Annotated in this window: 13 protein-coding genes; 4 read left to right on the top strand and 9 right to left on the bottom strand. The window is 64.2% G+C overall.

Annotated features, from left to right (window positions below; translation table 11 throughout):
- From B447_RS17395 to B447_RS17385, 3 genes are all read right to left on the bottom strand, one after another.
- A partial coding sequence (locus tag B447_RS17395; protein WP_002943490.1) for a phosphoenolpyruvate carboxylase occupies positions 1–702 on the bottom strand: 702 nt, incomplete at its 3' end.
- A 32-nt stretch (positions 703–734) separates the two neighbouring features.
- Positions 735–1,883 (bottom strand): glycerate kinase, encoded by a 1,149-nt coding sequence (locus B447_RS17390; protein ID WP_002943487.1) that lies wholly within the window; start codon positions 1,881–1,883, stop codon positions 735–737.
- Between the two features lie 123 nt (positions 1,884–2,006).
- Entirely contained in the window at positions 2,007–3,158 is a 1,152-nt protein-coding gene (locus B447_RS17385) for a sugar diacid recognition domain-containing protein (RefSeq protein WP_002943484.1), read from the bottom strand.
- 344 nt (positions 3,159–3,502) lie between these two features.
- Between B447_RS17385 and B447_RS17380 the strand changes: the two genes are divergently transcribed.
- Both B447_RS17380 and B447_RS17375 read left to right on the top strand, forming a co-directional pair.
- On the top strand, positions 3,503–3,721 hold the full coding sequence (locus B447_RS17380; RefSeq protein ID WP_037983081.1) for a glycine zipper 2TM domain-containing protein: 219 nt from the start codon (positions 3,503–3,505) through the stop codon (positions 3,719–3,721).
- A 272-nt stretch (positions 3,722–3,993) separates the two neighbouring features.
- On the top strand, positions 3,994–5,601 hold the full coding sequence (locus B447_RS17375) for a peptide chain release factor 3 (RefSeq protein ID WP_002943480.1): 1,608 nt from the start codon (positions 3,994–3,996) through the stop codon (positions 5,599–5,601).
- A gap of 40 nt (positions 5,602–5,641) precedes the next feature.
- Here the strand turns inward: B447_RS17375 and hemG are convergent, their stop codons facing one another.
- The 5 genes from hemG to B447_RS17350 form a co-directional block, all read right to left on the bottom strand.
- Complete coding sequence (gene hemG / locus B447_RS17370) at positions 5,642–6,163, bottom strand: menaquinone-dependent protoporphyrinogen IX dehydrogenase (RefSeq protein WP_002943477.1); 522 nt, start codon at positions 6,161–6,163, stop codon at positions 5,642–5,644.
- Between the two features lie 4 nt (positions 6,164–6,167).
- Positions 6,168–6,551: a hypothetical protein gene (locus B447_RS17365; RefSeq protein ID WP_002932170.1), complete on the bottom strand. Its 384-nt coding sequence runs from the start codon at positions 6,549–6,551 to the stop codon at positions 6,168–6,170.
- Between the two features lie 360 nt (positions 6,552–6,911).
- Positions 6,912–9,059 carry a methyl-accepting chemotaxis protein gene (locus tag B447_RS17360; protein WP_002932171.1) on the bottom strand — a complete coding sequence of 716 codons (2,148 nt, stop codon included), beginning with the start codon at positions 9,057–9,059 and terminating at the stop codon, positions 6,912–6,914.
- Positions 9,060–9,233: 174 nt separating this feature from the next.
- Positions 9,234–10,214: a recombination-associated protein RdgC gene (locus B447_RS17355; RefSeq protein ID WP_002932174.1), complete on the bottom strand. Its 981-nt coding sequence runs from the start codon at positions 10,212–10,214 to the stop codon at positions 9,234–9,236.
- 107 nt (positions 10,215–10,321) lie between these two features.
- On the bottom strand, positions 10,322–10,789 hold the full coding sequence (locus B447_RS17350; protein WP_002932175.1) for an SRPBCC family protein: 468 nt from the start codon (positions 10,787–10,789) through the stop codon (positions 10,322–10,324).
- 77 nt (positions 10,790–10,866) lie between these two features.
- Between B447_RS17350 and B447_RS17345 the strand changes: the two genes are divergently transcribed.
- Positions 10,867–11,601, top strand: a complete 735-nt coding sequence (locus B447_RS17345; RefSeq protein WP_002943464.1) for a 16S rRNA pseudouridine(516) synthase — start codon at positions 10,867–10,869, stop codon at positions 11,599–11,601.
- Between the two features lie 75 nt (positions 11,602–11,676).
- On the opposite strand, the gene B447_RS17340 is transcribed toward B447_RS17345, so the two are convergent.
- On the bottom strand, positions 11,677–12,633 hold the full coding sequence (locus B447_RS17340) for a hypothetical protein (RefSeq protein ID WP_002943462.1): 957 nt from the start codon (positions 12,631–12,633) through the stop codon (positions 11,677–11,679).
- Positions 12,634–13,032: 399 nt separating this feature from the next.
- On the opposite strand from B447_RS17340, the gene earP reads away from it, so the two are divergent.
- On the top strand, positions 13,033–14,217 hold the full coding sequence (gene earP / locus B447_RS17335) for an elongation factor P maturation arginine rhamnosyltransferase EarP (protein ID WP_002943460.1): 1,185 nt from the start codon (positions 13,033–13,035) through the stop codon (positions 14,215–14,217).
- The last annotated feature ends 6 nt before the right edge of the window (positions 14,218–14,223 follow it).

Here is a 14,223-nt window from a genome sequence, read left to right as displayed (position 1 = left end):
GCTGGCGTACAGACGCGGCAGCTCGCGCAGGAAGGTGGTGTCGAAATACGACAGGCCGTTATTGACCTCGTCGATCACTGACAGCTTGGCGGTGCGCAGCATGCGCGTCTGCCACAGCGTGAGCACCGCGCGGCGCAGCGCCTCGTCGCTGGCTGCGGCCTCCTCGGGGGTGAGCTGCATACGGTCGCGCTCGTCGAGCAGGCGCGCGATCACGGTCTCGCAGTTGAGGATGCTCTTTCGTTGCACCTCGGTGGGGTGGGCGGTGAGCACCGGCGACACCAGCGCACCGTCGAAGAACGCGACCAGACCTGCAGCATCGGTCACGCCGCTGTCGAACACCGCCTGCAGCGCGTGCGGCAGGCTGCCCGCGCGCGGGGCCGAGCCCGCCACCAGGTGCGCGCGCGAGCGCCGGATGTGGTGCTGGTCCTCGGCGATGTTGGCCAGGTGCGAGAAGTAGCTGAAGGTGCGCACGACCTGGATCGTCTGGTCGCGCGACAGCACATCGAGGATGTCCTCGAGCTCGCGCCTGGCCGCAATGTCGTCGTCGCGGCGAAAGCGCACCGAGTTCTGGCGGATCTGTTCGATGCAGTCGAAGGTCGCATCGCCCTCCTGCTCGCGCACGGTGTCGCCCAGGACACGCCCGAGCAGGCGGATGTCCTCGCGCAATGGGTGGTCCTTGGTCAGCAGGGGGTCAGCGTGCATCGTGTTCTCCAGTGAATCAGGCAGATTCATGTTCAGGACTGGGCAAGGGCGCCCAGGCGCAGCACTGCCGCCACGTTACGCGCTGTCAGCTCGACGTTGGCGGCGGCTTCACCGAGCGCCTCATCCAGCGTGCATGGCCTGCTGAGCACGCTGAACACGGCATCGATGCCGTGTGCGTGGACCACACCGACATTGGCACCGAGCGAACCGGCGATGCCGATCACCGGCTTGCCGTGGCGCTTGGCGACGCGAGCGACCCCGATCGGGGTCTTGCCATGGACCGTCTGGAAGTCGATGCGGCCTTCGCCTGTGATCACCAGATCGGCATCGCGCACATGGGCATCGAGATCCACTGCGGCAGTGACGATCTCGATGCCGGGCTTCAGGCTGGCGCCGAAAAAGGCCAGCATCGCCGCCCCAGTGCCACCGGCTGCGCCCGCGCCAGGCACGCTATCGACCGCCACGCCGAGGTCGCGCTCGACGATGCGGGCCAGGTGGGCGAGGTTGGCGTCCAGGGTCTGCACCATCGCTGGCGTGGCGCCCTTCTGCGGGCCGAACACCGCCGAGGCACCGCGTGCACCGGTGAGCGGGTTATCCACGTCGCACGCAACCTCGATGCGGCACTCGGCCAGGCGGGGGTCGAGTGCGGAGACGTCGATGCGCGCGAGCGCGGCGAGCGCACCGCCGCCAGCGCCGATGTCCCGCCCCTGCGCATCGAGCAAGCGGGCGCCAAGCGCCTGCACCATGCCCGCACCACCGTCGTTGGTGGCACTGCCGCCGATGCCAAGGATGAAGCGGCGCGCGCCGGCGTCGAGCGCTGCGCGGATCAGCTCCCCGGTGCCGCGCGAGGTGGTGAGGCGGGGATCACGACGTGCCGGAGGCACCAGGGCGAGGCCGCTGGCCGCGGCCATCTCGATCACAGCGGTGTCGCCATCGCCGGTAAGGCCGTAAAAGGCTTCGACGCAATCACCGAGCGGCCCCGTGACGGTGACCTTCTCGCGGCGCCCATCGGTCGCGGCGACCATGGCATCGACCGTACCCTCACCGCCGTCGGCCACCGGCACCAGAACGTACTCGGCATCGGGAAAAACCTGGCGGAAGCCCGCCTCGACGGCGTGCGCCACTTCCAGCGCCGAAAGGCTCTCCTTGTACGAATCGGGGGCAATGACGATCTTGTTCATGGGCTGTCTCCGGTCACTGCGGCCTGGATGTCCGCTGACAGAGAGCTTAGTGGCTTTCACACACCCTCGCCTCCACTTAAATCACAATAAAAATGGTCTCATAAGAGTATAAATTGTGATTAATTACAAACTCAGGCTTCGATCGAGTTCGAGGCCGATGAACAGCAGCAGGCAATCGCCAAGGCGCGAGAGGTCTAGCCCAGTGAGCTCGCCAACCTTGCGCAGGCGGTAATCGAGCGTGTTTCGATGCACATGCAGCGCTGCCGCACTCGGTACTGCCTTCATGTCGTGGGCGAACCAGGTCGCGAGCGTGCGCCGCAGCTGGCCTTCGCGGTCATGTTCGGCCATCCTGCGCAGGGGTCGCTGCAGTTCCTCCGCGCGCCAGCCCTCGCCCAGGCCGGAAAGCAGGACGGGCAGTGTGAGCTCGTCGTAGCACAGTACGACGTCCTGCGGACGGTGGCGTCGACCTGCCTGAAGAGTGGCGCGCGCAGATTGCCAAGCGCGCGCCAAGCCCTCCCTACCGCCAAAATGGCCACCCAGGGCGAGGCGCACGGGGCCGCCAGCCTCATCCACCAGGCGCAGCTGTAGCTTATCGAGCAGCGCGCGTAACCCGTCCGGCTGCCTGTCGACGTCCGCCTGCGGCCACAGCACGGCCAGTTCGCGCAACGAGACGGCCGCACACAACAGCCCGGGCACGGCCGATGCCAGCACACGGCGAAGCCGCTGCTGACAGGCGAGCAAGCCATCCGCATCGAGCACTTCGTCGGCCAGCTCGACAAGTATTGCCGCCCGCGGCTGCGCAAGGTCGATGCGGAGCTGATGCGCCCACGCCTCCAGGCCTGCCGCAGCGGGTGCGACACCGATCAGTTGCAGCACGAGTTCGTCGCGCAAGCGCTCGTCACGCGCGAGCGTCTGCAGCCACTGCGCCTGTTCGAGCATGGTCTCGGCCGCCATGCGCACCAGCTCGGCATGCTCGCGCATTGCCGCCGGGTCACCGCTCAGGCCAACCACCCCGACGACCCGGCCTTCTGCGCGCAAGGGCAGGTTGATGCCTGCCCGTGCGTCCTGCAAGCGGCTCGCCATGGCCTCGTCGATCTCGATCGTGCGCGCCTGGGCGAGCACGAGCAGGGCGCCATCGTGGCGGGTACCGATTCGCGTGCGGTCGCCGCTGGCGATGATGAGGCCGCGCTCGTCCATCACATTGACGTTGGTGCGCAGGATCTGCATCGCGCGATCGACGATGGACTGCGCAAGTGACGCATCGAGCAGGAACATGGCTACAGGCCGGCAACTGATGAGCACCACATGCTGCCGCGCAGCGCGGGGACAGACAAGTAGCGATCGATCGCCTCAAGTCGGATCAACACACTTGCCTGGGACGCAGACATGAATCGGAATGTATTCCAGGCCGATGCACCGCGAAGCCATCCGGCGATGAGCCGAGATCCCGCCAGACATGCGTATCGGAGCCCATTCCAGAACGCCTCCCGCTGCCACCACGGGAAACAAATTGAAACGCTGCTCGGGAATTTCATGCGCTGCGGCTGTTCATACTGCTCGCATGAAACAGCATTCCGCCAAACGCCGTGCTGTTCTCCAACAACGCAAAGGAGGCAATCATGAAGATGCGAACCCTCATTCCCGCTGTACTGATCACCATTGCCGCAACCGGCTGTGCAACCTGGGATGGCATGTCCTCACGCGAGAAGAGCGCCGTGATCGGTGCAGGTGTGGGCGGTGTCGCCGGTGCGGTGGTCACCGACGGTGGCATCCTCGGCACGGTCGGTGGTGCCGCGATTGGCGGCGTGATCGGCGATCAGGTCGGCAAGCAGCGCTGAAGGACGAGGGCGGGCCATCGTGGTTCGCCCACCTGTACTTGATCTCCCTCGACCCCTCGCGGCTGGCGCCGCTCCCACACGGAAAGCCGCGCGGCGCGTAACCCTGCTGTAGTCGCGAGCTTCTGGGGCGGTGCCTCAGCCTCATCACCTTCAACTCGTCGCGGCTGGCGACACCCCATCTGCGTCGGAAGCTCCTGATTGCTTGGTAGAATTGCGCTTGTCCCGCCTCGCTCATCGCGCGCAGGCGGTTTTCTTTTCGCCGACGAGCCACGATGACCACCACCCCTTACCCGCCCGAGCTGCTGCGCGATGTCGAAAAGCGCCGCACCTTCGCCATCATTTCCCACCCCGACGCGGGCAAGACCACGCTGACCGAGAAGCTGCTGCTGTTCGGCGGCGCCATCCAGCTCGCCGGCACGGTGAAGGCGCGCAAGTCTGCCCGCCACGCCACATCGGACTGGATGGAGGTGGAGAAGCAGCGCGGCATCTCGGTGACCAGCTCGGTGATGCAGTTCGAGTACCAGGGCCATACCATCAACCTGCTCGACACCCCGGGCCACGAGGACTTCTCGGAAGACACCTACCGCGTGCTCACCGCGGTGGACGCCGCGGTGATGGTGATCGACGCCGCCAAGGGCGTCGAGGCGCAGACGATCAAGCTGCTCAACGTGTGCCGCCTGCGCAACACGCCGATCATCACCTTCGTAAATAAGCTCGACCGCGAAGTGCGCGAGCCCTTCGAGCTGCTCGCCGAGATCGAGGACGTGCTCAAGATCACCTGCGCGCCGGTGACCTGGCCGCTTGGCATGGGCAAGGCCTTCCGCGGCGTGTATCACCTGCTGCAGCAACAGGTGCTGACCTTCACCCCAGGCGAAGAGCGCCGCAGTGACGGCGAGATCATCAAGGGCCTGGACAATCCCGAACTCGACAAGCGCTTCCCGCTCGAGGTCGGCCAGTTGCGCGAGGACGTCGAGCTGATCGACGGCGCCTCGCCGCCCTTCGATCTCGACGACTTCCTTGCCGGCAAGCAGAGCCCGGTGTTCTTCGGCTCGGGCATCAACAACTTCGGCGTGCAGGAGATCCTGCAGTCGCTGATCGACTGGGCGCCGCCGCCGCAGGCGCGCGATGGTGGCACGCGCATGGTGCAGCCGGCCGAGCCCGCCTTCACCGGCTTCGTATTCAAGATCCAGGCCAACATGGATCCGAAACACCGCGACCGCATCGCCTTCTTCCGCATCTGCTCCGGCCGCTACAGCGCCGGCATGAAGGTCAAGCACGTGCGCGCAGGGCGCGACATGAAGCTCGCCAACGTGCTCACCTTCATGGCCAACGAGCGTGTGATCATGGAGGACGGCGTGGCCGGCGACATCGTCGGCATCCACAACCACGGCCAGCTGCAGATCGGCGACACCCTGACCGAAGGCGAGAACCTCGGCTTCAAGGGTATTCCGTACTTTTCCCCGGAAATGTTCCGTGCGGCCCGCCTGCGCGATCCGCTCAAGTCCAAGCAGCTGCAGAAGGGCCTGCAGGAGCTGGGCGAGGAGGGTGCGATCCAGGTCTTCGAACTCGAAGGAGGCCAGATGCTGCTCGGCGCGGTCGGCGTGCTGCAGTTCGAGATCGTCGCCCAGCGTCTGAAGGACGAGTACAAGGTCGATGCGATCTTCGAGCCCGCCGACATCCACACCGCGCGCTGGCTGACTTTCCCCGACGACGTCACCCGTCGCAACTTCGAGCGCGAGCAGGCGCTACGCCTGGGCAAGGACATCGACGGCAACCCGGTGTACCTCGCCACCAGCCGCTACAACCTGGAAGTGACCGCCGAGAAGTGGCCCAAGGTGATGTTCCACGCCACGCGCGAGCACGGCGAAGTGCTGGGCTGAAGCAACCGCCGCAGGGTGGCAGGCCAAGCCTGCCACCCCATCAGGCGATGAGCTTACGCGCGAAGCGCTCGACCTGCGCCCAGTCTGTGAAGTCGGTGACCGAGCGCGGGTCGGTCGGCCCGCCGGTCATCCACATGATCAGGCGAATCAGGCTGCGGTCGAATACCCCATAGCGCGGATACTCGATCTTGCCGCCGAACACCGCTACCCGTTGCGGCTTCCAGCCGATCTGGCGCAGGAACTTGCGCACATAGGGGTTGGTGTCTGCATCGCGCTTGTGCGGCTTGCGCGCCACCGCATTGACTGAGAAGAAGGCATTCGGCCGCCCCTCGAGCTCGGTTCGATAGCGCTCGATGAAGGTCTTCACTGCGGGACGGTGGGCGCCATAGCGGATGCTGGCACCGATCACGACGCAGTCGCAAGTCGCCACCTGCGTCGCCGACACCGACCCGATCTCGACCACCTCCGGCGTGTGGGCAGCCGCACGCGCGATGTCCGCGATGCGCTCGCAGATCTCGAGCGTATGGCCATCCACCGTCGAATAGGCTATCAGCAGCCGCATGGCCTTAGTTGCCGGCGATGATGCCCTCGACCACCTTCTTGCCCTCGGAATACAGCGCGACCTGGCCGTCCTCGAGCTCCACGTTCATGCAGCCGGTGTTGCCCTTGAGCTTGCCATCCAGCCATTCGCGGCAGTAGCGAGCCTCATCGTCGACCCACCAGCGCGCCTTGGCACCGGTGGTGTCGGTAAGCGTGCCATCGGTTCCGAACTTGAGTGTGTAGGCCGATTCGGTACGCAGATAGACGCCGATGAAGGTCGCTCCACTCAACAACTGCTCGACCTCTGCCTTGCTGGTGACGAAGTTCTGCGCCATCGCGCCGGCCGACATCGTCGATAACGCGAGAGCCATCGCCAGGGAGCGCCCCATCTTCAAGTGCTTGAGCTTCATGTCTGATCCTCAGGGTTTGTTCGGTTCTGCAAGAACCGGATTCTGCACCTTGCACGGCCACACACAATGAGCGGAATCAAACCTCGGTGAGTGAACAAACTGTGCACAGGCACTGGCGCGGATTGTGGATAACGATGGCTGTCATCGTTCGGGCGTTTTTCATCAACAAACCGTCCTAGCTTCACCGAGCGTCTGTGCACCTTCTTCTACATACTTCAAGCCATTGTTTAGTAAGTTTAAAAGTGGCTTATCAACAGAAAACGTCGGTACACTATGTTTACAGTCTTTATTTATATTTAAAAGCTGTGTACACCAACATCCGTATCCTCCATAAGCCCTTGAAGACCGCCTACAAACGAATCAGACCTGTTGTCTGCTTCGGAAACGACCAACCAGGCTCTTGAGGTTCTCGGCCTGTTGCAGCAACTCACCAGCCGCACCACTGCAGTCGCCGGCGTTGTCGTTGGTACGCCGCGTGACACCATCGATCTGCCCCAAGCCCACGTTGACCTCGTCAATCGACGATGACTGCTGCTGCGACGCGCCGGCAATACGGGAGATGAGTCCAGAAACGCGTTCTGCACTGAGCACGATATCGTTGAGCGTTGCTGCGGTGCGGGCGGCGATCTCGATACCGCGCTCGGTCTTGGCAGCCGACTCCCCGATCAGTGTTGCAGCCTGGCCAGCGGCTTCGGAACTGCGCGACGCGAGTTTGCGGACCTCGTCGGCGACCACTGCGAAGCCACGCCCCTGCTCGCCAGCCCGCGCCGCCTCGATTGCCGCGTTGAGGGCCAGCAGATTGGTCTGCATGGTGATCTCGTTGATGGCATTGATGATGTCGTTGATGCGCTCCCCCGCTGCACGAATCTCACTCATGGCCCCGGTCATCTCGGCCATGTGCTCGCTGCCTGCGCGCGCGGCAGCCTGGGATTCCTGAGAGTAGCGCTCGGCCTGCGTCGCATTCTGCGCATTAAGCTTGATCTGCTCGCTCATCTGCCCGATCGAGCCTGCGATCTCGGTTATCGATGCGGCCGAGCGAGCCGCTCCTTCGGACAGGGTCTTGCTGAGACCAGCCACCTTTCCTGCATTGCCGTTGATCCGCTCGGATCCTCCCTGCAACTCGAATACCAGGTTATTGAGGCCATTGAGCATCTGTCGCAAGGCCAAGCCCAGCTGGTCGCGCTCGGAGGCCAAGGGGACATTGAGGTCGAGATTGCCTTCACTGATCTGTTCCGCAAGCCTGGCCTTGGCGAGCAAACTCTGCGACATCTCGTCGAGCGCTGTCGCCAGTTGTCCGACTTCGTCCTTGGATTCATGCCTGAATCGGCGCGAGAAATCACCCGCCAGCACTGCGCGGGCAAAATCGGCAGCGGCGCGGATCGGGCGCGCGATGCTGCCGGCGACGAACCAGAGCAATGTGGTCGCCACCACGGTGACGACCAGCCCGACCATGATTTGCCAGATCGTGCTCGATTCGCCACGTTGCTGGATCTCCTGATCGAGCTGCTGGGCCTTGGCGAGCACTACCTCCTGCGGCACCGTCACCAGCACCGCCCAGGGCCGCTCAGTGCGCCCGAGCACGATCGGTGCAATGGCGCTCATGGTGCCGCCGCGTTCGTCGATCCAGCCCCTTGCACGGCCTTCCTTGACGTCCTTGAGCAGCCCGGCGTCGTCTGCATTGCTGCGCGCGAAGGCCTGGCCGATGCGATCCGGGTGTTCGCTGTCGGCAACGACAAGGCCGACATTGCTGATGATCGTGACTTCGCCCTGCCCGCCGAAGAGTTCGCGATCCGCCTGCTCGGCGAGTTTCTGCACAAAGTCGAGGTTGTAGTCGGTACCCGCAACGCCCATGAAGCGCTGGTCGACCATGATCGGGACCGATAGCGTCGTCAGCCAGACCGACTTGCCCTGCACGATGTAGGGGAAAGGATCGAGTACGCTTTCACGGTGGTTCTCGCGCGGTCCGATGTACCAGCCGCCCTTGAGCACGCCGTTCGGATGGCGGTCCATGGTGTCGTATTCGACCAGGGGCTGGACGGCGATCCGACCGTCCTGGCCACGGTTCCAGTACGGCGTGAAACGCCCGGTCTGGCGATTGTTGCCGTCCTCGCCGGTACGGAACATGGTATCCAGGCCATCGAGCGCGTCAGGCTCCCAGTTCGAGTAGGTGCCGTTGAACTCAGGGTTGTTGACGAGGACGTGGTACAGGACGGCGTTGATACCGTCACGATCCAGGGTGCCGGCCTTCTTGCCCACCTCGAAGACATGCGCCATGGTCCGCGCGGCGTCCAGCGCGAGGTCGAACTTGCTTTGAATGACGCCTGCGTGTGCCCAGGCCAGATTCTTGAGGCTTTCGGCAGTGTTTTCCTGGATCAGATCGCCAACGCGCGATGAGACCAGTTCGCGCGTATTGCGCTCTGAAACGACACCGTAGATCACCAGACTGATCGCCGTGCCCAACAGACAAGCGCTGCCGAGGGCGGCGATCCGCCCTTGTATCGATTTCATGAATTTGCTCCAAAACTGAGTTCCAGCTTGCCTGTGGCCCGAGCCCTGTTGCTCCTGCTGCTCCAGGAACGCGTCAGCGCTCGCCTTCAAGCTGCAGCAGCAGGAACCATGCCCAACTCACGCAAACCGGAGCCTCAGCCTGGAAGCGCCTTCATGAATCGTCCGGGGCAAGACTCAGAACGGAGGATCGTCTGCCGTCACGGCCGCCGGGGACGGAGCAGGAGCGAGGGAGGAATCGACCTGGGATTCGACCGCCATGTTCGCGAGTTCGCCGCCCAGGGCACGCACGACTGCAGGCAGCAGATGCACGAGCTCACCCGTCATGAGTGCGAACTCGGCGTTGAACAAGGCCTCGGCATCGTCAGCATCGCCATCGACCTGGTCGCGTACGATGTCCAGGAAATCCACGCGCTTGATCTCCAGCTTCTCGGTGAGCACGAAGCTGACGCGGTCATCGAAGGTCAGTGCAAGCCGGGTCGGCAGCTTGCCGGCTTCGAGGTGGCCCTTGACCTCGTCTCCCTCTAGGGTGTGGCGCACATAGCGCACTGCGGCCTTGTCCTCGCTGACCGAGCGCAGTTCGCAATCCTGGTCGATCGTGAACCCCTCGGGGGCTTCGCCGCCCGCCAGCCAGTCCGCCATCGCCGACATCGGCGAGAGCTCGGTGCGCAGGAGCGTGAGCGGGAAGCTGTCGAGGGTGTGGCGCAGTTGCTCGAGCATGTCTTCGGCCTTGCTCTGGCTGGCCGCATCGATGACCAGCCAGCCATTGACCGGGTCGATCCAGGCATACATGCGGCGGCGGCGGGTGAATGCGCGCGGCAACAGTTCCTGGGTGATCTGCTCGCGCAGTTCCTTCAGTTGCTTGCGGCCGAGCTTGTAGCCCTGCTGCTCGGCCAGTTCCTCTGCGCGCTCATCGGCCTCCTGCTTGACCACGGCCGAAGGCAGCAGGCGATGCTCGAAGCCCAGGCAGACCAGCCATTGCCCGCCCACGGCATGCACGAGGACTTCGTTGCCGAGCGGCGACAGCCAGCCGCGGCTTTCCATGTCCTGGCTGCCGCAGGGGTGGAAGGGCTTCTTGGCAAGCTGCGCTTCGAGGCGCTCGAGGCCAATGTCCCAGCCGGCAGGCAGGCGATAGATCTGCAGGTTCTTGAACCACATGAGGATGTTTCCTGTTGATGAGATGCAATGGAGTACCCGCTCCGGCCACGGCGCATGGCCATGGCGGAAGCGGATGGAAGTGAGGTCTGCGTGCAGCCGTGGTTCGGCTACTGCTCCAGGCCGCCCGACTCGGCGATCATGCGGATGACGCGCACGGTATCGACGTCGGAGCGGTGGTAGGCCGCACGTACGAATTCGGCGTAGCGTGCGTCCTCGCCGCCTTCGGGCAGGGTGGTCTGGTAGCGGAAACGCAGGAAGAGCGCGCCGGGCTGGGGCTCCTCGATGCTGATGGTGAGGCTGCCGCCGGCATGGTCCGCAGTGGCCTCGGACTCGAAGCAGATCCACTGCAGGGTCTCGAAGGTAACGCGGTCGCGGATGACGACCGCGCCGAAGTCGAGATCACGCACGAGCATGTCGTCGCGGCGCTCGACGATACGGCAGGCTTCCAGCCCGGGCAGGAAGGCACGCGCATCCTCGGCACGGCACAGCAGGCCGAACCACAGCGCTTCGCGCGTGAGCGGGTCCTGCAGGGGGTTGTTGAGGTCGTTGACCTCGATCAGGTGTTCGAACTTCACAGGCTTCTCCCGGGCGCCCGATTACATCGCGCGGGCAAGCCGGGAGTTTACCCGCTCGCGCCCCGAGCCGGGATACCATGCGCGCCATGCAACTCGAACGCCTACTCCATGCCCAGGGCTTCGGCAGCCGCAAGGAATGCCGCGCCCTCATCCGCGCCGGCCTAGTCAGTGTCGCCGGCACCCCGTGTGAAGACCCGCAGGCCGACTTCGACCCCGGCAGCCAGGATGGCTCGCCCGGACTCGAGTTCAGCGTCGATGAGGCGCCGTGGCGCTTTCGCGCCCAGGCCTACGTCGTGCTGCACAAGCCGGCCGGTTACGAATGCTCGCACAAGCCGACCTTCCACCCCTCGATCTTCACTCTGCTGCCACCGCAGCTGCTGACGCGCGGCGTGCAGTGCGTGGGCCGGCTGGACCAGGACACCACGGGCTTGCTGCTGCTGTCGGACGACGGCCAGTTCATCCACCAGTGGAGCTCGGGCAAGAAGCGCACGCCCAAGGTCTATGAGGTGACGCTCAAGCACGCGGTGGGCGAGGACTTTGTCGCGCAGCTGCTGGCTGGCGTCGAACTCCACGATGAACCCGCTCCCATTGCTGCCGCCGCCTGCGAACTCACCAGCCCGACCACGCTGCGGCTGACGATCTGCGAGGGCAAGTACCATCAGGTCAAGCGCATGATCGGCGCTGCCGGCAACAGGGTCGAAGCCTTGCACCGCAGCCGGGTCGGCGGCCTGGAGCTGGACGCGGCGCTGGCGCCCGGGCAGTGGCACTGGCTGGAAGCGGCCGACCTCGCGCAGCTCGCCGACTATGCCTGAAGGATCGCGGCCCGGGTCGTCGCGAGGACGATCCGGGCCGCTGCCGAATCCATGTGATCCGCGTGCAATGCCGGATCAGAAACGCATCTCGAGGTTGACGCCCGCCGCCCACGAGCGCTCGCGTTCGCGCTCCTCGCGCTGCGGCCAGAAATGGCCGACCAGAAACTCGCCGATCAGCCAGTCGCGATAGACCGGCTGTACCCACTTCATGCGTGCGCCGTATTCGCCGATGTTCTCCCGCTTGCCGGTCTCGCCGGTCACGAGCAGTTCGCCGGAAAGCATCCTGTCGTCACCGAAGCTACGGAACAGGCCGAGTGCGCTACCCCAGGCAAAGTCGTCGGTGATCTGAGAGATCGTCGCCGAGTTATTCCAGTGCAGCGACAACCTGGGGTTGAAGGCGTGTTCGTAATCAAGCGAAGTGGTGGAGCCAAACTTGTCGCGCGTGGTCCAGAACACGGTCTCGCGGAATTCGATCCTGTCGGCATCGCTCAGCGCCCACTGCTTGCGGTAACGCGCCTGCGCGTAGGCTTTCAGGCTGCCACGCACACCGACCCGAAAATCCAGGTTCTTGCGCAGTGCCACGCCCAATCCGGCAAAGCCCGTCTGGTCGTCTCGCCGACGCTCCAGCAGCAGCTGTTGCTCGCGCGTGAAGGTCTCGGACTGGTCGGTGACCAGCTCGCGCTCGTTCTGGCGACCGATGAACAGATAGGCGCGGTCCTTGAGGTTGGGCAATTCGAAGCGCGCACGGAAGCGTACCCCCGTATCCCAGCCATTGTCCTGGCGCCATAGCGTGCGCAGGCCCAGGCGGCCGTGTGTGACTTTGCCACCGTCCTCGAATGGCCGGTCACCAAACCAGTCGTTGACGGTTTCGCCCAGCCACAGTGAGAAGCCCCTGACGTGGTGACGACTGGTATCGAGCAACCCGTCCTCCGCATGCAGCGCGTCCGCGCCTGGCTTTATGCCGCTACCGGCAGCCTGGGCACCCGAGGAGAGCAGGCCGATCAGGAGCGGAATGGCGATTCGTTTGGTCAATGTCGGATCCTCTTGTGTTGCCTCCAGAACGGCGAAACCGTGCTGGGTACCTGCCTTGGCTGAATCGTTCCCGATTCTAACCGCAGGATGGTGCGAGGTCTGCATGCATTCCAACTGGATGGATTTCCGGGGGCCGGGACTTGCACGGTTGCTGGCGGCAGGGTGTAGGTTTGTTCTTTTGTTTTTATATTGATTTAAATAATAAAGAAGTTAACAGTAGAGCGAAATCTGTGGATAAATCGGCTGGTGCCAAGCACAGCAAGGGTGTTGCCGGTCTAACAAGGCGTTGAGAAATGCCTGTATGGGCTGTGGCTTCATTGTTCATCGATTCTGCTTGTTTTCCTTTTGCCCCGGTTGTTCACAAGCACGCCTCTTCTTACCCTCAGGATTGTTCAGCGCATGGATGTGAGATTGCAGCACGAGCGGCCGAAGTGGGAGATCTTCTGTCAGGTTGTGGATAACTTTGGGGATATCGGCGTTTGCCTGCGTCTTGCGCGCGATCTTGCCGATCGCGACGGCAAGCGGGTTCGTTTATGGGTGGATGATTGGGCCGTGCTCGGCCGGCTCTGCCCGGCTGCGGCCGCAGCCGATCCCGCGCGCGGAGTCGAAGTGGATGGGGTGGTGTTGCGCCACTGGGTGCAGCCTTTCCCGGACGTCGTGCCTGGCGAGATCGTCATCGAGGCGTTTGCCTGTGAGCTGCCCGAAGTACATCTGCAGGCGATGGCGAAACTCGCCGAGCGGCCGGCATGGATCAACCTCGAGTATCTGTCGGCCGAAGACTGGGTTGCGGGATGTCACGGCCTTGCCTCGCCGCATCCCCGCCTGCCTCTGGTCAAGCACTTCTTCTTCCCTGGTTTCGACGAGGCAAGCGGCGGCCTGCCGAGAGAGACCGGCCTGATCGGCCGCCGTGAGCGCTTCAGGTCCGATCCTGCGGGTATGGCGGCATGGCGCGCCGAGCGTGGATTGGGCAGCCTTGCGGATGACACGCTATGGATCTCGCTGTTCGCCTACGAGCAAGCTGCCCTGGCTGGCCTGCTCGAGGCCTGGCAACAGGGCACGCGCCCGGTCGCCCTGCTGGTGCCGGAGTCGCGCATCCTTGGCGATGTGGCCGCCGGCCTTGGGCTCGATGCGCTGCACGCCGGGCAGCGTATCGAGCGCGGCCGGCTCACGACATGTGTGCTGCCATTCACTGACCAGGCGGGTTACGACGCCTTGCTATGGAGCTGTGCGCTGAACTTCGTTCGCGGCGAGGACTCATTCGTACGCGCCCAATGGGCTGCAGTGCCGCTGGTGTGGCAGATCTATGCACAGCAGGATGACGCCCACCTCGTGAAGCTCGAGGCCTTCCTGGCGCGCTACTGTCATGGCCTGGAAGAAGGTGCAGCCGCTGCCCTCGGAGACTTCTGGCGGGCCTGGAACGGGGCTGACGACATCGCGCCTGGCCAAGCCTGGCACGCACTGGAGCAGGCCCTGCCCGTGATCGCAGGACATGCGCGGTGCTGGAGCGATCGGCTGGCATCGACAGCCGATCTCGCCAGCCGCTTGACAAAATTCTGTTTCCACATCCGCAGCGCCGCGAGGTAAAATCGC

The sequence above is a fragment of the Thauera sp. 27 genome, from assembly GCF_000310125.2.
Lineage (GTDB): Bacteria > Pseudomonadota > Gammaproteobacteria > Burkholderiales > Rhodocyclaceae > Thauera > Thauera mechernichensis.
Note: the sequence above shows the minus strand (reverse complement) of the source record. Positions and strands in the feature narration are given on the sequence as shown.

What these genes read in the sequence shown, in the direction of transcription:
- B447_RS17390 (WP_002943487.1), bottom strand. Translation starts at nt 1,883, where the DNA reads ATGAACAAGATCGTCATTGCCCCCGATTCGTACAAGGAGAGCCTTTCG.
- B447_RS17385 (WP_002943484.1), bottom strand. Translation starts at nt 3,158, where the DNA reads ATGTTCCTGCTCGATGCGTCACTTGCGCAGTCCATCGTCGATCGCGCG.
- B447_RS17380 (WP_037983081.1), top strand. Translation starts at nt 3,503, where the DNA reads ATGAAGATGCGAACCCTCATTCCCGCTGTACTGATCACCATTGCCGCA.
- B447_RS17375 (WP_002943480.1), top strand. Translation starts at nt 3,994, where the DNA reads ATGACCACCACCCCTTACCCGCCCGAGCTGCTGCGCGATGTCGAAAAG.
- hemG (WP_002943477.1), bottom strand. Translation starts at nt 6,163, where the DNA reads ATGCGGCTGCTGATAGCCTATTCGACGGTGGATGGCCATACGCTCGAG.
- B447_RS17365 (WP_002932170.1), bottom strand. Translation starts at nt 6,551, where the DNA reads ATGAAGCTCAAGCACTTGAAGATGGGGCGCTCCCTGGCGATGGCTCTC.
- B447_RS17360 (WP_002932171.1), bottom strand. Translation starts at nt 9,059, where the DNA reads ATGAAATCGATACAAGGGCGGATCGCCGCCCTCGGCAGCGCTTGTCTG.
- B447_RS17355 (WP_002932174.1), bottom strand. Translation starts at nt 10,214, where the DNA reads ATGTGGTTCAAGAACCTGCAGATCTATCGCCTGCCTGCCGGCTGGGAC.
- B447_RS17345 (WP_002943464.1), top strand. Translation starts at nt 10,867, where the DNA reads ATGCGCGCCATGCAACTCGAACGCCTACTCCATGCCCAGGGCTTCGGC.
- earP (WP_002943460.1), top strand. Translation starts at nt 13,033, where the DNA reads ATGGATGTGAGATTGCAGCACGAGCGGCCGAAGTGGGAGATCTTCTGT.